The sequence below is a fragment of the Variovorax paradoxus genome (assembly GCF_030815855.1).
In the GTDB taxonomy this organism is placed as follows: Bacteria; Pseudomonadota; Gammaproteobacteria; order Burkholderiales; family Burkholderiaceae_C; genus Variovorax; species Variovorax paradoxus_M.
Window position 1 is genome coordinate 4,198,740 of sequence record NZ_JAUSXG010000001.1, and the last position, 17,920, is coordinate 4,216,659.

The 17,920-nt window shown below is 66.5% G+C and carries 18 protein-coding genes; 6 read left to right on the forward strand and 12 right to left on the reverse strand.

Annotated elements, in window-relative coordinates; all coding sequences use genetic code 11:
- Positions 1 to 13 precede the first annotated feature (13 nt).
- The 6 genes from speB to gabT all read right to left on the reverse strand — a co-directional run bounded on the left by speB (position 14) and on the right by gabT (position 6,612).
- On the reverse strand, positions 14 to 973 hold the full coding sequence (speB, locus tag QFZ42_RS20160) for an agmatinase (RefSeq protein WP_373423355.1): 960 nt from the start codon (positions 971 to 973) through the stop codon (positions 14 to 16).
- An 11-nt stretch (positions 974 to 984) separates the two neighbouring features.
- Complete coding sequence (locus QFZ42_RS20165) at positions 985 to 1,803, reverse strand: ABC transporter permease (RefSeq protein WP_307702667.1); 819 nt, start codon at positions 1,801 to 1,803, stop codon at positions 985 to 987.
- 21 nt (positions 1,804 to 1,824) lie between these two features.
- Positions 1,825 to 3,081: an ABC transporter permease gene (locus tag QFZ42_RS20170; RefSeq protein WP_307702668.1), complete on the reverse strand. Its 1,257-nt coding sequence runs from the start codon at positions 3,079 to 3,081 to the stop codon at positions 1,825 to 1,827.
- Between the two features lie 27 nt (positions 3,082 to 3,108).
- Entirely contained in the window at positions 3,109 to 4,137 is a 1,029-nt protein-coding gene (locus QFZ42_RS20175) for an ABC transporter substrate-binding protein (RefSeq protein ID WP_307702669.1), read from the reverse strand.
- A 64-nt stretch (positions 4,138 to 4,201) separates the two neighbouring features.
- Positions 4,202 to 5,296, reverse strand: a complete 1,095-nt coding sequence (locus QFZ42_RS20180) for an ABC transporter ATP-binding protein (RefSeq protein ID WP_307702670.1) — start codon at positions 5,294 to 5,296, stop codon at positions 4,202 to 4,204.
- A gap of 23 nt (positions 5,297 to 5,319) precedes the next feature.
- Positions 5,320 to 6,612 (reverse strand): 4-aminobutyrate--2-oxoglutarate transaminase, encoded by a 1,293-nt coding sequence (gene gabT / locus QFZ42_RS20185; protein ID WP_307702671.1) that lies wholly within the window; start codon positions 6,610 to 6,612, stop codon positions 5,320 to 5,322.
- Between the two features lie 161 nt (positions 6,613 to 6,773).
- Here gabT and QFZ42_RS20190 point away from each other — a divergent pair, with 161 nt between their 5' ends.
- Positions 6,774 to 8,195 carry an aminotransferase-like domain-containing protein gene (locus QFZ42_RS20190; protein ID WP_307702672.1) on the forward strand — a complete coding sequence of 474 codons (1,422 nt, stop codon included), beginning with the start codon at positions 6,774 to 6,776 and terminating at the stop codon, positions 8,193 to 8,195.
- A 25-nt stretch (positions 8,196 to 8,220) separates the two neighbouring features.
- Here the strand turns inward: QFZ42_RS20190 and QFZ42_RS20195 are convergent, their stop codons facing one another.
- The 5 genes from QFZ42_RS20195 to QFZ42_RS20215 form a co-directional block, all read right to left on the reverse strand.
- Positions 8,221 to 9,204 (reverse strand): Bug family tripartite tricarboxylate transporter substrate binding protein, encoded by a 984-nt coding sequence (locus QFZ42_RS20195; RefSeq protein WP_307702673.1) that lies wholly within the window; start codon positions 9,202 to 9,204, stop codon positions 8,221 to 8,223.
- 96 nt (positions 9,205 to 9,300) lie between these two features.
- Positions 9,301 to 10,266: a Bug family tripartite tricarboxylate transporter substrate binding protein gene (locus QFZ42_RS20200; protein ID WP_307702674.1), complete on the reverse strand. Its 966-nt coding sequence runs from the start codon at positions 10,264 to 10,266 to the stop codon at positions 9,301 to 9,303.
- Entirely contained in the window at positions 10,263 to 11,069 is an 807-nt protein-coding gene (locus QFZ42_RS20205; RefSeq protein WP_307702675.1) for a citryl-CoA lyase, read from the reverse strand. Before QFZ42_RS20205 ends, QFZ42_RS20200 begins: the two co-directional genes overlap by 4 nt.
- Positions 11,070 to 11,081: 12 nt before the next feature.
- Positions 11,082 to 11,999, reverse strand: a complete 918-nt coding sequence (locus tag QFZ42_RS20210) for a dioxygenase family protein (protein WP_307702676.1) — start codon at positions 11,997 to 11,999, stop codon at positions 11,082 to 11,084.
- A 61-nt stretch (positions 12,000 to 12,060) separates the two neighbouring features.
- Entirely contained in the window at positions 12,061 to 13,224 is a 1,164-nt protein-coding gene (locus QFZ42_RS20215) for a CaiB/BaiF CoA transferase family protein (RefSeq protein ID WP_307702677.1), read from the reverse strand.
- Between the two features lie 142 nt (positions 13,225 to 13,366).
- On the opposite strand from QFZ42_RS20215, the gene QFZ42_RS20220 reads away from it, so the two are divergent.
- The 4 genes from QFZ42_RS20220 (at position 13,367) to QFZ42_RS20235 (ending at position 16,022) form a co-directional block, all read left to right on the forward strand.
- Complete coding sequence (locus QFZ42_RS20220; RefSeq protein WP_307702678.1) at positions 13,367 to 14,278, forward strand: LysR substrate-binding domain-containing protein; 912 nt, start codon at positions 13,367 to 13,369, stop codon at positions 14,276 to 14,278.
- A 56-nt stretch (positions 14,279 to 14,334) separates the two neighbouring features.
- The gene (locus tag QFZ42_RS20225) at positions 14,335 to 15,246 is read left to right on the forward strand and encodes a beta-1,6-N-acetylglucosaminyltransferase (protein WP_307702679.1); all 912 of its coding nucleotides are present in this window, start codon (positions 14,335 to 14,337) and stop codon (positions 15,244 to 15,246) included.
- Between the two features lie 86 nt (positions 15,247 to 15,332).
- The gene (locus QFZ42_RS20230; RefSeq protein ID WP_307702680.1) at positions 15,333 to 15,623 is read left to right on the forward strand and encodes a DUF1330 domain-containing protein; all 291 of its coding nucleotides are present in this window, start codon (positions 15,333 to 15,335) and stop codon (positions 15,621 to 15,623) included.
- A 21-nt stretch (positions 15,624 to 15,644) separates the two neighbouring features.
- Positions 15,645 to 16,022 carry a VOC family protein gene (locus tag QFZ42_RS20235; RefSeq protein WP_307702681.1) on the forward strand — a complete coding sequence of 126 codons (378 nt, stop codon included), beginning with the start codon at positions 15,645 to 15,647 and terminating at the stop codon, positions 16,020 to 16,022.
- A 33-nt stretch (positions 16,023 to 16,055) separates the two neighbouring features.
- On the opposite strand, the gene QFZ42_RS20240 is transcribed toward QFZ42_RS20235, so the two are convergent.
- Entirely contained in the window at positions 16,056 to 16,787 is a 732-nt protein-coding gene (locus QFZ42_RS20240) for an MBL fold metallo-hydrolase (protein WP_307702682.1), read from the reverse strand.
- A 257-nt stretch (positions 16,788 to 17,044) separates the two neighbouring features.
- Here QFZ42_RS20240 and QFZ42_RS20245 point away from each other — a divergent pair, with 257 nt between their 5' ends.
- Positions 17,045 to 17,401: a hypothetical protein gene (locus QFZ42_RS20245; RefSeq protein ID WP_307702683.1), complete on the forward strand. Its 357-nt coding sequence runs from the start codon at positions 17,045 to 17,047 to the stop codon at positions 17,399 to 17,401.
- Positions 17,402 to 17,920: the final 519 nt, after the last annotated feature.

The window sequence follows — 17,920 nt, forward strand, 5'->3', positions numbered from 1 at the left end:
GCGCCCGAACAACTCACCGATAAGGCACCCCAGGCAACACACACAACATCTCGTACAGAAGATTGGCCCCCAGCAGCGCGGTGTTCCCACTGACGTCGTAGGGCGGACTCACCTCCACCAGATCGGCCCCAATCACATTCAAGCCCCGGCAGCCACGCACGATTTCCAGCGCCTGCGGCACGGTCAACCCGCCGATCTCCGGCGTGCCCGTACCGCCGGCAAACGAAGGATCGATGCCGTCGACGTCGAAGCTGATGTAGACCGGATGAGCAGGCCCGATGCGCTCGCGCACCTGCGCCATCAGCGGAGCCAGCGACTGGTACCAGACCTCGTGCGCCTGCACCACGGTAAAGCCCTGCTGGCGCGGCCAGTCGAAGTCGTCGGCCGCATAGCCCGTGCCGCGCAAGCCGATCTGCCAGACCTTGTCGCAGGCCAGCAAGCCTTCTTCGACAGCGCGGCGGAACGGCGTGCCGTGGGCGATGCGCTCTCCGAACATGTCGTCGTTCACGTCCGCATGCGCATCCACATGCACCAGCGCGACCGGGCCGTGCTTGCGCGCCAGCGCGCGCAGGATCGGCAGCGCAATGGTGTGGTCGCCGCCGAGCGTAAGCGGTGCGCAGCCCGCGGCCAGCACCGTGTCATAGAAGGCCGAGATGATGTCGACCGACTCTTCGAGCGAATAGGTGTTGATGGGCACATCGCCCAGGTCGGCCACGTTCAGTTTGTCGAAAGGCGCCGCGCCCGTGGCCATGTTGTAGGGCCGCAGCAGCGCCGATTCGGCACGGATCTGGCGCGGCCCGAAACGCGCACCCGGGCGGTTGGAAGTGCCGATGTCGAGCGGCACGCCGATGAACGCCGCATCCAGCCCCTGCGCAGAAGTTGCGGTGGGCAGCCGCATCATCGTGCCGGGGCCGGCGAAGCGCGGCATGGTGTTGCCGCCGAGCGGCTGGTTCGGTGGTGTGGTGACGGACATCGTGTGTGCGTTCAGCGCCGCCGGCCGCGCAGCCATTCGAGCGCAAGCAGCAGCGTGGTGGTGAAGAGGATGAGCAGCGTCGCCACGGCGGCGATGGTGGGCGAGATGTTCTCGCGAATGCCGGTGAACATCTGCCGCGGCAGCGTGACCTGGTCCGGCCCCGCCAAGAACAGCGTGACCACCACTTCGTCGAACGAGGTGGCAAAGGCGAACAGCGCGCCCGAGATCACGCCGGGCGCAATCACCGGCAGCGTGATGCGCATGAACGTCCTGAACGGTGTCTCGCCCAGGCTCAGCGATGCGCGCACCAGGTTGTGGTTGAAGCCGGCCAGCGTGGCGAGCACGGTGGTCAGCACAAAGGGCGCGCCGAGCGCCGCATGCACCACGATCAGCCCGAGGTAGGTGTCGGCCAGGCCGATGGGCGCGAAGTAGAGATACGTGGCGACACCCACCACCACGATCGGCACCACCATCGGCGAGATCAGCACGCTCATGAGCAGGCCCTTGAACGCGAAGTTCGTGCGCGACAAGCCGACCGCCGCCAGCGTGCCCAGCACGGTCGCCAGCACCGTGGCGGCCGGCGCGACGATGAAGCTGTTGCGCGCCGCGCGGGCCCACTCGGGCGATTCGAACAGGTGGCGGTACCACTGCAGCGACCAGCCCCGGATCGGGTACGCCAGAAATGAACTGTCGGAGAAAGACAGCGGAATCACGACCAGGATCGGCGCCAGCAGAAAAGCCAGCACCGCGACACAGCCGGCGCGCACCAGCCACCACCCGAGCTTGTCGGCGAAGGTGGCGTAGGCCGGAAATTGGGGAAGCTTGAACATGCGTGTGTGTCCTTCGTGCCTTCAGCCGAGGCTCAGCTCGGCCTTGCCGATGCGGCGGTACACGGCGTACAGCACCAGCGTGGCGACAAGCAGCACGGCGCCCAGCGCGCAGGCCATGCCCCAGTTGATTTCCACATTGGTGTAGCGCGCGATGTAGTAGCTCAGCATCTGGTCGTCCGCGCCGCCGAGCAGCGCCGGCGTCACGTAGTAGCCGATAGCCAAGATGAAGACCAGCAGCGCACCGGCACCGATGCCCGGATAGGTCTGCGGCACATACACGCGAAAGAACGCCGCGAGTGGAGAGCTGCCGAGCGACACCGCCGCGCGCAGGTAGGTGGGCGGCACGCTCTTCATCACGCTGTAGAGCGGCAGGATCATGAACGGCAGCAGGATGTGCACCATGGCGATGATCACGCCGGTGCGGTTGAACAGCAGCGCCAGCGGATGGTCGATCAGGCCGATGCCCATGAGGCCGCGGTTGACCAGCCCCTCGGATTGCAGCAGCACGATCCATGCCGCCACGCGCACCAGGATGGAAGTCCAGAAAGGCACGAGCACCAGGATCATCAGCACGTTGGCCTTGCGCGCGGGCAAGGTCGACAGCCACCATGCCAGCGGATAGGCCAGCAGCAGGCAGAAGAAGGTGACCACGGCGCTGATATGAAAAGTGCGCAGAAGAATGTTCGCGAAGGCGCGCTGGTCGTCGGGCATGCGTTCCACTTCGCCCGCCACATTGCGCCGCAGGTCCAGCGAGGCCAGCAGGTAGTCGGGCGTCCAGCGCGAGCCGTTCTTTGCAATGGCCTGCCAGTACACCGCCTCGCCCCAGCGCGGGTCGATCTCCAGCATGCGCGCCTTCACTTCTTCCGGAGATCCCGCGATCGGCAGCGCCCTGAAGGTGCTCATCACGAGCGAGCGGGCGCCTGCGATCTCGGTGTTGAGGCGGCGCGCCAGGGCGCCCGCGTCGGAACTGTCGGGCAACTGGCCGAGGTCGGCCGCGATGGCGGCATAGGCCGCGGGCGCGGGCGCCTCCTTGCGGCTCCATCCGTCGAGCGCACGCACGGTGCGCGGCAGCGCATTGGCCACCTCGGGGTTCTCGACCGCGCGCTGCAGCAGCGCGACGATCGGCACCAGCAGCGTCAGCAACAGAAACACCAAGAGCGGCACCGTGAGCGCGAAGGCGCGCCACTTGCGGCGCGCTTCGGCGCGCGCCAGCGCACGCCGAAGGGTGCCGGGTGGCGCCTCCGCCGGAACCAGGGGAACAATCGTTGCCGCGTGCATGGCCTCTTTCTCGTTCTTGCGCGTCGGTTACTGGGTGGCCCAGGATGCGAAGCGCTTCTCGAGCGCCTCGCCCTGGTCAGCCCAGAAAGCGACGTTGAACTGCAGCGAATCCTTGGCGTTGGTGGCCGAGGTCGGCAGGTCGGCCAGCACCTTGGGGCTGAGCGAAGCCAGTGCCTTGGTGTTGGCGGGACCGTAGGCGATGTTCTGCGCATAGACCGCCTGGTTGGCCGACTGCATCGCGAACTGGATGTACTTCAGCGACGCTTCCTTGTTCGGCGCGCCCTTCGGAATCACCAGGTAGTCCAGGTCGTAGATGCCGCCCGGCCAGTAGATCTTGAGGTCGCGGCCTTCGCGGTTGGCGGCGTCGATGCGGCCGTTGTACACGGTGGTGAGCACCACGTCGCCGGCCACCAGGAACTGCGGCGGCTGCGCGCCGGCTTCCCACCACTGGATGTTCGGCTTGAGCTCGGTGAGCTTCTTGAACGCGCGGTCGGCGCCGTCCTTGGTGGCGAGCACCTTGTAGACATCGGCCGGCTTCACGCCGTCGGCCATGAGTGCGAACTCGAGGTTGTAGCGCGCGCCCTTGCGCATGCCGCGCTTGCCCGGAATCTTCTTCACGTCCCAGAAGTCGGCCCAGCTGGTGGGCGCGGTCTTGAGCTTTTCGCCGTTGTAGGCCATCACGGTCGACCACACGAACAGGCCGACGCCGCAATCGGTGACCGCGGCCGGCAGGAAGTCGGCCTTGTTGCCGATCTTCGAATAGTCGAGCTTCTCGAACAGGCCCTCGTCGCAACCGCGCGCCGCGTCGGGCGATTCGACTTCGACCACGTCCCAGGTGACCTTCTTGGTCTCGACCATGGCCTTGATCTTGGCCTGCTCGCCGTTGTATTCGACCGGAATGATCTTGGTGCCGGTCTTCTCGTAGGGCTCGTAGTAGGCCTTTTTCTGCGCGTTGGCGTTGGCGCCGCCGAAGTTGACCACGGTGAGCTGCTGCTGGGCGAAGGCAGGCAGCGCGAAGCTGACCGCGACGGTGCAGGCGAGGAGTGTCTTTTTCATGGTGGCGTAGTCCTGGGTGATGAAGAAAGGGAACGAGAAAGCAAAGACCTGATGGGCGCGCGTTTCAGAGCGCGTAGATGCGCGCATGCGCAACCGGAAACTCGAGCGCCACCGATTCGCCGGCCTGCGGCGGCGCGCTGCCGTCGAGACCGGTCAGCGGCAGCTTCACCGAGGCTTCGGCCTGGCCGCCGCCCACGCTGCAGAGCAGCCGCAGGTGGTCGCCGAAGTAGATGACGCGCGCCACCTCGGCGGCGAGCATGTTGGCGCCTTGCGTCTCGGGGCGGCGGTGCAGCACCACGCGTTCGGGGCGGATGCACGCCTCCACGGCCGCGCCCGGCGCCGCATTGCCGACGTTGAGGCCGCTCAGCACGCGGCCGTCGGGCAGCGTCATTTCCGCGTGTTCCCCGCCGCGGCTCACCTGCCCCTTGAGCACTGTGTTGTCGCCGACGAAACCGGCCACGAAGCGGTTGGAGGGCGTCTCGTACAGCCGGTCGACCGTGTCCAGCTGCTGGATCACGCCTTCGTTGAACACCGCCACGCGGTCGCTCATGGTGAGCGCCTCGCTCTGGTCGTGCGTGACGTAGACAAAGGTCACGCCCAATTGGCGATGCAGGTCCTTGAGCTCGATCTGCATGTGCTCGCGCAGCTGCTTGTCGAGCGCGCCGAGCGGTTCGTCCATCAGCACCAGCTGGGGTTCGAACACCAGCGCGCGGGCCAGCGCCACGCGCTGCTGCTGGCCGCCCGAGAGCTGGCCGGGCAGCCGGTCGGTCATGCCGCGCAGCTGAACCATATCGAGCGCGCGCTGCACGCGGCGCTGCTGCTCGTCTTTGGGCACCTTGCGCACGGTGAGCGGGTAGGCCACGTTCTGGCCCACGCTCAGGTGCGGAAACAGCGCGTAGTTCTGGAACACCATGCCGAAGTGCCGCTTGTGCGGCGGCGTGCCGGTGATCTGCTTGCCGTTGAGCAAGATTTCGCCGGAGGTCGGCGACTCGAAGCCCGCCAGCATCATCAGCGTGGTGGTCTTGCCGGAGCCCGAAGGCCCGAGCAGGCTCAGGAACTCGCCGCGGTGAATGTCCAGGTCGAGCTGGCGCACCACCAGGTGCTCGCCGTCGTAGGTTTTCTGGACGCGCTGGAAACGCACCAGGGGTTCTTCAGTCATGGAGGAGTTCAAGAAAGTGTCGATCAGCGCAGTGCGGCGAAGCTGTCCGCGAGAAGCGTCAGCCCTTCGTCCACAAGCAAGTCGGATGCCGTCAACGGCACCAGCACGCGAATTACATTGCCGTAGCTGCCGCATGACAGCAGGATTAACCCGCGCCGCGCCGCCTCGGCGACCACCCGGCGGGTCAGCGCGGCGTCAGGCCGCGCCGTGTCGCCCTCTTCGAACAGCTCGATGGCCACCATGGCGCCGAGCCCCCGCACATCGCCGATGGCCGGCACGTCGGCCGCGATGCGGCGCAGGCCCGCCGTGAGCCGCTCGCCCAGTGCCCTGCTGCGCGCCAGCAGCTGCTCGTCGTCGAACACCTTGAGCACCGCCAGCGCCGCGGCGCAGCCGATGGGGCTGCCGGCGTAGGTGCCGCCCAGGCCGCCGGGCGCGGGCGCGTCCATCACCTCGGCGCGGCCCACCACGCCCGAGATGGGAAAGCCGCCCGCCATCGACTTGGCGGTGGTGATCAGGTCGGGCGCCACCGGCCACTGCTCGCTCGCGAACCAGGTGCCGGTGCGGCCGGCGCCGGTCTGCACCTCGTCGGCAATGATCAGGATGCCGTGGCGGTCCGCCAGCGCACGCAGGCCCTCGATGAAGTCGTTGGGCGCGACGTAGAAGCCGCCCTCTCCCTGCACCGGCTCCAGGATGAAGGCCGCCACGCGCTCGGGCTCGATGTCGTTCTTGAACAGCAGCTCGACCGAGTGCAGGGCATCGTCCACGCTCACGCCGTGCAGCGCGTTCGGGTACAGCGCATGGAACACCTCGCCCGGGAACGGGCCGAAACCGACCTTGTAGGGCGCCACCTTGCCGGTGAGGCCGAGCGTCATCATCGTGCGGCCGTGATAGCCGCCGTTGAAGGCGATGACGCCGGGACGCCGGGTGTAGGAGCGGGCGATCTTCACCGCGTTCTCGACCGCCTCGGCGCCCGTGCTCAGGAAGATCGACTTCTTCGCGAACTGCCCCGGCGCCAGCGCGTTCAGCCGCTCGGCCAGTTCCACATAGGGCTCGTAGGCCAGCACCTGGAAGCAGGTGTGCGAATACAGGTCGACCTGCGCCTTGACGGCCGCGCTGATCTCCGGGTGGCAGTGGCCGGTGTTGAGCACCGCGATGCCGCCGGCAAAGTCGATATAGCGTTTTCCCTCGACGTCCCAGACCTCGGCGTTGGCGGCCCGGCTGACGAAGATTTCATGGGCCTGGCCGACGCCGCGGGCGACGGCTGCGCCGCGGCGGGCCATGAGGGCGGCGTTGCTGAGATGGGGTTCGCGCTGCATGGATACGACCTGTGCCTGAAAGAAGAAGCTGGCACTTTAGGTTTCACGTCGGGGCCTGACCATGTACACCGCGAGCCATGAATCGGCGGACTGTGCTGGTCTTGTATCCTGTACATACTTTCCTCAATATGGTGCAGATCGGCCTGCCGGGACCTCCCTCGATGCTCATTCTTCATCCCGAACAGCCGACATCGCTCGTCAACCAGATCGTGGAAGGGCTTCGCGGCCTGATCGGCACCCAAAAGCTCAAGGCCGACAGCAAGCTGCCATCGATCCGGGCCTTTGCCGCGGCGCACGGCGTCAGCGTATTCACCGTGGTCGAGGCCTACGACCGGCTGGTGGCGCAGGGCCTCCTGGTCTCGCGGGCCAATGCGGGGTTCTTCGTCAAGCGGCGAAGCGACGACATGGCCCCGGGCACGCCCGCGGCACCGCAGGACGATCCGCGCTTCGATGCGCGCTGGTACCTGCAGCAGATCTTCGAAAACCGCCACCTGCCGCTCAAGCCCGGTTGCGGATGGCTGCCGCACGACTGGCTGTTCGAGGACGGCATGCGCCGGAGCCTGCGCACCCTGGCGGCCGGCGGTACCGACATCGGCGGCTACGGACTGCCGTTCGGGCACATGGCGCTGCGCATGGCCATTGCCGAATCGCTTTCCGAGCGGCAGATCGTGGTCGAGGCGAACCAGGTGCTGCTCACCCAGGGCTCGAGCCAGGCGCTGGACCTCGTGGCACGGCAGCTGCTGAAACCGGGCGACGAGGTGCTGGTGGACGACCCGGGCTATCCCAACCTGATGTTCATGCTGCGCTTCCTCGGCGTGCACATCATCGGCGTGCCGCGCACGCCCACGGGCTACGACCTGCCGGCGCTGGAGGCGCTGCTGGCGGTGCACCGGCCCAAGGCCTTCTTCACGCAGCCGCGGCTGCAGAGCCCGACCTGCTCGCTGGCGTCGATGCCGCAGCTCGTGCGGCTGCTGCAGCTCGCGCAGGAGCACCAGTTCGCGCTGGTGGAGAACGACATCTACGCCGACATGGACGCCTCCTCGCGGCCCTCGCTCGCCAGCCTGAGCCAGCTGCGCCAGTTGATCTACGTCAGCAGCTTCTCCAAGACCATCTCCCCGAACATCCGGGTCGGCTATGTGGCGGCAGAGCCCGGGTTGATGGAAAAGCTGGCCCAGCTGAAGATGGTTTCGGGGCTCACGTCGTCGGACATCACGGAACGGCTGGCCTTCGGCGCGGTGACCGACGGGCGCTGGCGCAAGCACCTCAAGTCGCTGCGCGACCGGCTGGCGCAGGCGCACGCCAGCGTGGCGAGGCAACTGGAAGCGCTGGGCTTCGAGCTGTTCCACGAGCCCGCTGCGGGCTTGTACCTGTGGGCGCGCCATCCGGACATCACGGACACCGCCGAACTCTCCCGGCTGGCGGCCGTGGAGGGCATCATGCTCGGCCCGGGCCAGCTGTTTCTCGTCAACCCGCGCCCCACGGGATGGCTGCGCTTCAACGTGGCGTTCAGCGGGGACGAGCGGATCTGGCGCTTCCTGGAACGCAGCATCGAGGAGCGCAAAAGCGACTTGAGCGGCGACTGAAAAGCCGCCGGCGCGGCAGCGGGGATCAGTCCACCCGGATGTTGCGGGCCTTCACCACCCGGCTGTAGATCTCCGCGTCGCGGCGCACCATCGCGCTCATCTCGGCGCGCGTGACACCCAGCGGTTCGCTGTTGAGGTCCTTGATGCGCTTGGCCAGGTCGGGGTCCTTGCTGGCTTCCACGAACACCGCGTTGAAGCGGTTGAGCACCGCGGCCGGCGTCGCAGCGGGCGCCCAGATGCCGTGCCACGACATCATCGAAAAGCCGGGCATCACCTCGGCCAGCGTGGGCACATCGGGCAAGGCCGGGTGGCGCGTGGGCCCCGAATACGCCAGGGCCTGGACGCGGCCGCTGCTGATCAGCGGATACCCCGTGGCGATGGGCTCCATCAGCGTATCGACTTGCCCGCCGACGAGGTCGGCGATGGGGCTCGCGCGATAGGGCACGTGCAGCATGTTGATGCCCACTTCGTCCTTCAGCGACTCGACGATGAGCTGCGACGGGCTCCCCGCGCCGTAGGAGGCATGCGAGTAGGTGCCCGGCTTCTCCTTGGCCGCGGCCACCAGCTCCTTGATGGTCTTGGCCGGGAACTTGGCGTTGGCGATGAGCACGAGGCCCTGGCGCATCGTCGTCGCGACGGGCACCAGGTCCTTCTCCGGATCGAACGGGAGCTTGCTGTAGATGTACGGGTTGATCGTGAACGCCGTCGAGAGGTTGTAGAGAAAGGTGTAGCCGTCCGCCGGTGCCTTGGCGACCGTATCGGACGCCAGGTTGCCGGCCGTGCCAGGCTTGTTGTCGATGAGCACGGGCACCCCGAGCTTGCGGCTCGCGTACTCGCCGTACAGGCGGGCAAAGATGTCGGGCGGCGTGCCGGGAGCGAAGCCCACCACGATCCTGATCGGCTTGCTCGGCCATTCCGGTGCCTGGGCACCTGCCAGGGCCGGGGCGAGGCTTCCGGCAATGCCCAGCACGAGGCCGAGCATTTTCTTGAGGGTTGTTGTCGAACGCATTCTTTGTCTCCTTGGGCCACTGCGTGCCCGTGTTGGGGTCGTTCCGCTTCTTGTTGCGCCCGGTGGGCCGGGCGTCCGCTCTTCTGGTCTTGTTCTTCAATCGACCTGTGCGCCCGAACGCCGCACGGCCTCGCCCCATTTCGCGATCTCGGCCGTGCCGAAGGCCGCCATTTCCGCCGCGGTCATTGCCATGGGTTCGATGCCTTGGGCTGCCAGCTTGTTGCGCACCGCGGGTTGGGCGAGCACGGCCTGCGTCGCCTCGCGCAGCCGGTCGCGCTGCGCGGCGGGCATGTCGGCCGGTGCATACAACATGAACCAGGCGACGAGATCGAAGTCCGCGATGCCCTGCTCGGCCAGCGTGGGCACATCGGGCGCGGCCATGCTCCGCCGGGCGCTCGATGCGCCGAGCGCACGCAGCTTGCCGGCACGCACCTGCGGCAGCACGGCGGCCGGGTGATAGAACATGAACTGCACGTTCCCGGCCATCACCTCGGTGAGCGCCTGGGCGCCGTCGCGGTACGGCACGTGAACGAAGTCCTTGCCGAGCCGCAGGTTGAGCAGTTCGCCCGCCAGATGGCCCGAGGTGCCGTTGCCGGCCGAGGCGAAGCTGACCGACTTGCCGCTGGCCTGGCGCAGGTCCGCCACGCTCTTCCATGGCGCCGCGGCCGGCACGACCAGCAGCGTGGGCGTGGCGCCGACAAAGCCCAGCGGCACGAAGTCGCGCTGCGGCTGGTAGGAGAGCCGCTTGTAGAGCGAAGCGTTGATGGCGTGCGTGCCCACGGTGCCCAGCAGCACGGTGTGCCCGTCCGCGCCCGAACGGGCGGCCAGTTCGCTGCCGATGGCGCCGCCCGCGCCGGGCCGGTTGTCGACGATGACCACCTGCGACAGCTGGCGGCCCAATGCTTCGGCCAGCACGCGTCCGACGATGTCGGTCGAGGTGCCGGCAGCGAAGGGAACGACCAGCTTGATGGGGCGTGCATCGCCCGCCTGTGCCCATGCACCGGCCTGCGGAAGCATCGCGGCGGCGAGCCCTGCCACAGTCAGGATCGCTCGGCGCTTCATGTCGCCTTCCCAAAGCCCGGAGGCACGGTGCCGTTGTACTGGAGCTCGCGCGTGGCCTGGTAAGACAGCGCAAAGCCACTCGGCGTTTCAGCCTCTTCCGCCAGGTGCGCGATGAGCCCCGCCGTGCGTGCGAGGATCGGCACGCCGCGCAGTGACGCCACGGGAAATCCGACGCCCAGCAGCACCGCTGGAATGGCCGCGGAAACGTTCATGCGCAGGTCCTTGCCGACGATGCCCGGAATCACTTCTTCCAGTGCTTGCGCGATGCGCACGTAGCGCAGGTCGGCGCCCGCCTCCGTGGCCACTTCGATCAAGCGGTCGACGCGCGGATCGCGCTCCTTGTGCAGCGGATGGCCGTAGCCCGGGATGGCCGCGCGCGCAGCCTTCAGTTCGGTGATGGCTGCGGCGGCTGCGTCGGGCAATGCGACCCCTGCATCCACGCGCGCCGCCACGTTCATGAACAGGCGGCCAGCCGTTTCGGAAGCGCCGAGGATCACCGAGCCGCAGCCGAGGATGCCCGCCGCCACCGCGCCCTGCAACGCATCGGGCGCTGCCGCAAAGGTCATGCGGCTGGCCTGCACGCTCGGCACGAGGCCGTGCTCGGCAATGGCGACAAGCGTGGCATTGAGCACGGCGCTGCACGCGGCATCGGGGCGGCGCCCGGTGAGCAGCAGGAAGAAATAGTCGGCGAAGGACAGGTGCCCGATCAGTTCCTGGCACAGGTCCTGGCCGCGCACGACGATGGTGTGTTCGTCCGAAGTGCAGATGGCGGTGCTCGGGACGGTGAACTTTCCGATCTTCATGGCTAGCGTCTTTCAGGCGTGTTGGGGTTCGAGGCGGAAGTCGTAGTGCGCCGACCAGTACGGCGTTTGCAGCGTCTTGCCGTCGGGCGCGCGGCCCGCGGGGTGCGATTCGAAGTCGACGACCAGGCTCGGCCGCACGCCGAACACCGCATCGGATTCGATGTACGGGCTGCCCGCCACGAACAGGTGCGTGGTCACGGGCACATGGCCTGGCGCCGAAACCATCATGTGGATATGGCCGGGTCGGTTCGGGTGGCGGCCCATCGCATCCAGCATGCGGCCCACCGGCCCATCGACTGGAATCGGGTAGTAGCTCGGGCGAATCGACCAGAACCAGTAGCGGCCTTCGTGGTCGGTGCGAATGCGTGCGCGCGCCTGCATCGCGGCGCCCTCGACCTGCATGTCGTACACGCCCTCGCCGTCGCCCGACCAGATGTCGAGCAGCGCGCCTTCGAGCGCCTGGCCGTGGGTGTCGGTGACGCGGCCGCTGTAGAAGGTCGGCTCGCCGCGGGCGCCCTGGGCCACGTCGGCGCCGAGCGGCAGGTCGGGTGCGCCCTCCCAGTAGAAGGGGCCTTGCACGGTGGCGTGCGTGGCCTCGGCGAGCTCGGAGGCTGGCGTGGCTTCGTTCGCCGCCCGGCCGCGCTTGCCGGCGGCGGCGCGCAGCTGGTCGAGGATCACGACCATCATCGACGCGCCCAGCGTGTCGGACAGCAGGATGAACTCCTGGCGTTTGTCGGTGCAGGTCTGGCCGACGGCCGTCAGAAATTCGATGCCCTGCATCCATTCGCCGGGCTTCAGGTCCACCTCGCGGACGAAGGCATGCAGGTGCGTGATCAGCGACTGCATGATCTGCGCGAAGCGCGCGTCGCGCGTTCCCTCGAGGCTCTGCAGCACGGTCTGCGTGAGCTCGCTTTCGTTCGATGGGGTCATGTTCTTTTGTCTCCTGGCTCTGTCTTGATTGAAGGGCTGCCTTGGGGCTTTATTCAGGGCCTCAGCTTGCGCCGCCGGGCGGCTGCCCCAGGCGCTTGCGGATCGGATCGACGATGGCCGCGTTGTCCGCGCCGAGCGTGGGCGGCGCCGTTACTTCGAGCGCGCGCTCGCCGTCGAAGCTCACGGGCGAGCGGATGGTGTGCCATTCGCCGCCCTCGGGGTGCGGCGCGCTCACCTCCAATTGCAGGTGCCGCGCCTGCGGGTCTTCCATCGCCTCGCGGGTGTCGTACATGGGGGCATGCGGCACGTCCTCGGCCTCGAGCCGGGCGCACCACGCCGCACGCGTCTGCTGGCGGAACAGCTCGCCGAGCAGCGCGATCAGGTCTTCCTGGTGGGCGATGCGCGCCTCGCGCGAAGCAAAGCGCGGGTCCGAGAAAAGCTGCGGTTGCTCGATCGCGTTGGCCAGTCCATGCCAGAACTTTTCGGGCGACGACATGTGCAGCGCAATCCACAGGCCGTCCGCGCACTCCAGCACATACGACTGCGACACGCTCGGCCGGCTGAACGGTCCCATGACCTCGCTTTCCGAAAAGAGATGCGTGAACGCGTCGAGATTGAAATGGCACATGGCCTCCAGCATCGACACCTCGACCGCCCGGCCGACGCCGGTGCGGCCCCGTTCGACCAGGGCGCCGAGCACGCCGTACGCGGCATAGAAACCGGTCATCGCATCGGCCAGCGCGGGGCCCACCACGCGCGGGTTGGCCGGGTTCACCAGCAGCTTGAGAAAGCCGCTCGCAGCCTGCGCCACCGTGTCATAGGCCGGGCGTCCGGCGGCGGGGCCGGTCTGCCCGAAGCCGCTGATGGCGCAATACACGAGCCGCGGATTGAGGCCGCGCAGCCGGGCTTCGCCGGCACCGAGCCGCTCGGCCGCACCGGGGCGGAAATTCTGGATGTAGACGTCCGCGTCCTTGACGAGTTCGTCGAACACGGCCGCGTCCTCGGGCAGCTTCGGGTTGAGCGTGACGCTGCGCTTGTTGCGGTTGTAGGTCTGGAAGTGCGGGCTGTAGAGGCCGCCGCGAAAGGCGCGGAACGGATCGCCCGCGCCGGGTTGCTCGATCTTCACCACCTCGGCTCCCAGGTCTGCGAGGAACATGCCCGCGGCCGGCCCGGTGATGAAGGTGCCTTGTTCGAGCACCTTGATGCCGCTGAGGACTTTTTGCACCGGCATGTCTCCTGTGGGTCGTTGTTCGAAAGGGCTGGCGGAAACTGTAGGCGGCGACTGTAGGCGGCGCTCTTCAAACCTGAAAATGATTGTTTTTCATCGTTAGCATCGATGCCATCGATCATCGGCTCCGGGAGATGTCATGGAACTCAGGCACCTGCGCTACTTCATCGCCCTGTCGGGCTCGCTGAACTTCACGCGCGCGGCCGAACGGCTGCATGTGACGCAATCGACGCTGTCGCACCAGATCAAGCAGCTTGAAGAAGAAATCGGCGTTGCGCTGTTCGACCGCATCGGCAAGCGCGTGAGCCTGAGCGAGGCCGGCGACGAGTTCCTGCACTACTGCACCAAGGCCTTGCACGAAATCGACCTGGGGCTGGGTGCGCTGCGCCAGAGCAGCTCGGACGTGACGGGCGAGCTGCGCGTCGGCTCCACGCACACCTTCAATCTCGGCTTCATTCCCGACTGCATCGCCAGCTTTCACGGCAAGCACCCGCGCGTGAAGGTGGTGGTCGAGGAACTGTCGGCCGACCAGATCGCCGCGCGGCTGCAGCAGGGCACGCTCGACCTGGGCATTGCCTACCGGCCGAGCGCGCCCGGGCCGCTGCAGTTCGAACCGCTCTACAACGAAGAGATGGTGCTGGTGGTGGCGAAGAAACATCCGCTCGCGCGGCGCAAGCGCGTGCGCATGGTGGAACTGCATCGCCTGCCCATGGTGCTGTTGCCGGCCAGCTTCGCCACGCGCCAGATGCTCGACGAATGCTTTCGCTCCTGCGGTGCGCAGCCACACGTGGTGGCCGAGATCAACACGCTGGCGCCCATGATGGACCTGGTCGGCAAGACGCAGCTGGCGTCCATCATGGCCGCGAACGTCGTGACGGCGCTGTCGGGGCTCGTGGTCGTCCGGCTGGAAAGCCCCACGCCCGTGCGCACGCCCGGCATGCTGTGGTCGCCCGTGGCGCGCGACGCGGCGGCCACGCGCGCGTTCTCGACCATCGTGCGCAAGCTGGCGCTGCGAAGCAGCCTGCAGGGTACCCCGCAGCGGGGGCGCTAGCCTTCGAGGCATTCTTCTTGCATGCTTATGATTCACCGAAAACACTGCGCGCCGATATGAGCCCGGTCTTCCTATTGCTTGTCCACGCCGATCCACCGCAAGTCAAGCGCCTGCTGCAGCGGCTCGTTTCGGTCGGCCGCTGCTTTGTTCATGTCGACGCGAAGTCCGATCTTTCGGCGTTCCGGATCGAAGACTCTCGCGTGAGCTATCTGCACGAGCGTGTCGACGTGCGCTGGGGCGCCGTCTCCCAGATCGACGCCACGTTGAGGCTCATGCGCGCTGCGCTCGCCAAATGCGACGCGTCGCAGGTGAGCCATTTCGTGCTGCTCTCGGGAAACTGCTACCCGGTGCGTCCGCTGGAAGAGTTCCGCGCCTATTCGCAGTCGCATGCGGGCACCAACTTCATCAAGCTGATTCCCCTGGCGAGCACGCGCAAGCTGCAGGAGCGTGTTCGCCACTTCTGGTTCTACCAAGACCTTCCGGTCGATGGGCGGAAATTCACCTTGGTGCGGCTGGCGCGCGGCCTTCTGCAATTTGCCGGCAAGCTCGGGCGCCGTTCGCTCCCGCTCTTTCCGCAATGGCACTTCGGCTCCCAATGGTGGGCGCTGAATCCCGAAGCGGTGAGGTACCTCATCTCGTATCCGTTCGAAACTTCGGTGAAGCGCTTCTTGCGGTTCTCCAAGGCGCCTGACGAAATCTACTTTCATACGCTGCTCGCGAATTCTCCTTTGCGGCACAGCGTGGAGCCGGTCACCGGACGCGGCGTCTGGGACGCGGCGAACCTGCACCTGATCGACCCTTCTTTGTCGCGCTGGTTTCATGCGTCCGATCTCGAAGAAATCATCGCGTCGGACCGGTGGTTCGTGCGCAAGGTCGGCAGCGCCGTTTCCGGCGATCTGTGCGACAGGCTGGACGAGATCGACGAGGAGGACGACCTGGCTGCTGAGGAAGACAGGAAGACCGCGTAGCTGCCGCGAAGGGGCTGTTCAGCGCTTCGCCAGCCACCAGCAGACGCAGGCTATATTGCCGGCTCAGCAACAGAGAGAAATTCACCATGGCAAAAGCCTATTGGGTCAGTGCGTACCGTGCCGTCAACGACGCCGACAAACTCGCGGCCTACGCGAAACTGGCCGGCCCGGCGATCACCGCCGGCGGCGGGCGTTTTCTGGCGCGCGGCGTGCCCGCCCAGGTCTACGAATACGGTTTGCCCGAACGCACCGTGTTGATCGAGTTCGACAGCGTCGAGCAAGCCAGAGCCGTGCATGACAGCCCCGACTACCAGGCCGCGCTCGAGGCGCTGGGCGACGGGGCCGAACGGGATCTGCGCATCATCGAAGGGGTCTGAGGAACCTTGCCGGGAGAAACCATGCAGCTTCGCACCGCGCGTATTTTTGTTCGAGACTTGCCGGGCGCCTCGCGTTTCTATGAAGAGACACTTGGCTTGCCGCTCAAGGCCGGAAAAAGCGAACACGGCTTCTGCGTGTTCGACGCCGGACCAATGAGCTTGGTGGTCGAGCATGTCGATGCTGGTGCTCCGCCCGAGGACCAGGCCCTCGTGGGACGCTTTACGGGGCTGTCCTTCGATGTCGCAGACGTCCAATCGAAGTACGACGAACTGTGCGCGCTCGGCGTTGCATTTTCGGGGCTTCCGGAGCGGCAGGATTGGGGCGGCATTCTCGCGACGCTTTTTGATCCCGCGGGCAACGAGCTTCAACTCGTCCAGCACCCGTTGCGGCAGCGGTGATCGATGGTCTGCGGTTCGCAAGCTGCGGCGGACTCAACGCTGCGCCGACAACGCCACTGAAAGCTGACGCAACAGTGACGCGCCGTCGCCCTGCCATGCGCTGCCGTGCATACAGGCGAGCGTGCGGGGTTCCTGCTGCGCAAGTCCGGCCAGCAAAGCGGCCGTTTGCGGTGCATGCGCGTAGTAGTCCATCTGATGCCGGAACGCCTCGCTCGGACCCAGGATATCGGCATCGGTGAGCGCCCGCTCGCTGTTGCCCGGCTGCGTGAAGAGGTCGCCGCAGAAGAACGTGTGCGTTCCCGTTTCCATCATCAGCCCACATTCCCAGCCATGCGGAAGATGGGGCGTGTCGAACCAGCGCATCGTGTGGCTGCCGAGCGGGAGCTCCTCGCCGTCGGCCAGCGCGCGCGGCGGGCGGTCCGCCATGTCGCCCATCGAGACCATGGCTGCAATGGTGCCGCACAGCGGCACCGCCTGCGGCGCTGCTGCGAGAAACAAATTCAAGGCGCCGCACTCGTCCGCCTCGACATGGGACAGCCCGATGTAGCGAAGGCGCTCGACCGGCATCACGCTCGCGATGCCTTCGCTCACCAGCGGGAAGAGCTGGCGCGGCCCGGAGTGGAACAACAACGGCTCGTCGTCGAACACCAGGTATTGGTTGAAGCTGAACAGGCTGCCGTCGGGCAGCGGCACCGGCGTATTGATGCGGAATATGCCCGCCGCGATTTCCTGCACGTTGGTGCCCGACTGTGAGTTCGTGGTCATGCGTGTCTCCTGAGCGTGATGGAGCGGCGACCAGGTACGCCGCCGAACGCCACGGTACTCCAATTTGACAGATCCGGGGCCGGAGGGACGTGCCGGCGCCCGACGACGGTTTCGTGTGTACCGCAAGGGGATCAACCGTCTCTTGATGATCGAGTAGGCACATACCGTGAGCCCTGGTTCCCGCCGGCTATCGCGCGCTCTTGCTCGGATACCATCCTGTCGTCGCTCTTTCCCCCTCACAGCAATGACTCGCTGACATGCGTACCGCCATTTACTACTCGCTGATGCTCTTGCTCGGATTTGCTTGGTACAAGTTCGGGCAAAACTTGCTCCGGAAGCGGCGTTGGAATGAGAACGGCGAACGCACCGAAGGATTGACCGGGCCGGTGGGATTGCTCGTGACCGCTACGGTGGCCTGCTACCTCTTGTTTGCGTTGTTGCGCGCGCTGGTTCGGGGCGAAGTGCCATGCCTCGGCAAGGCTTGCCAGATGCAGGTTTACACCCTCGGGGCAAATGCTGGCGATTACTGGGCCAACGTGTTTTTCCTGACGTGGATGGTGCTTGGCCTGAGCTATGCGATGTATGTGACGCTCAAGATTTGGTTCCGGGCGTAGGGCTGCCGGAGCGGCGGCGACTGCGAAGCGTAGGGGCATGACTCAAGCGATCTTGCTGCACGTCGAGCACGACGAGTGTGCAGATCCAATGCGTCAGGCATATACCCGCGCCTGATACGGTGGGCGCGGCAGGCTGCGGTCGGCCAGGAGAGGAAGTTGGCGCGAGCGCTTCAGTCCCGGACAATGATGGTTCCGCATTCAATCGGAGGGACTCCCCGTGAAGTTCGCCCACTACTTTTCAATTGCCTGTGTCGCCCTCGCGATAGGGCTGCTCGCTGCTGGAGCATCCGGAGCAGCAGCTTTCGCCTTTGGAGTGTCGTTTGCGGTTGAGCTCGTTGGCTCAGTAATCACTGGAAAGCAGACGAACGACAGTGAACGATGAGCGGCTGTACGCGGCCAGAACCCGTCATTCAAAACCGCCCTCAAAAATGGACATAACACGCATCCAGCGCTCGGTCTTCTACCGCTATCAGCACGTGACCGGTCCAAAGTGCGTCCTGGTTTCCGTTCGATTTGGAA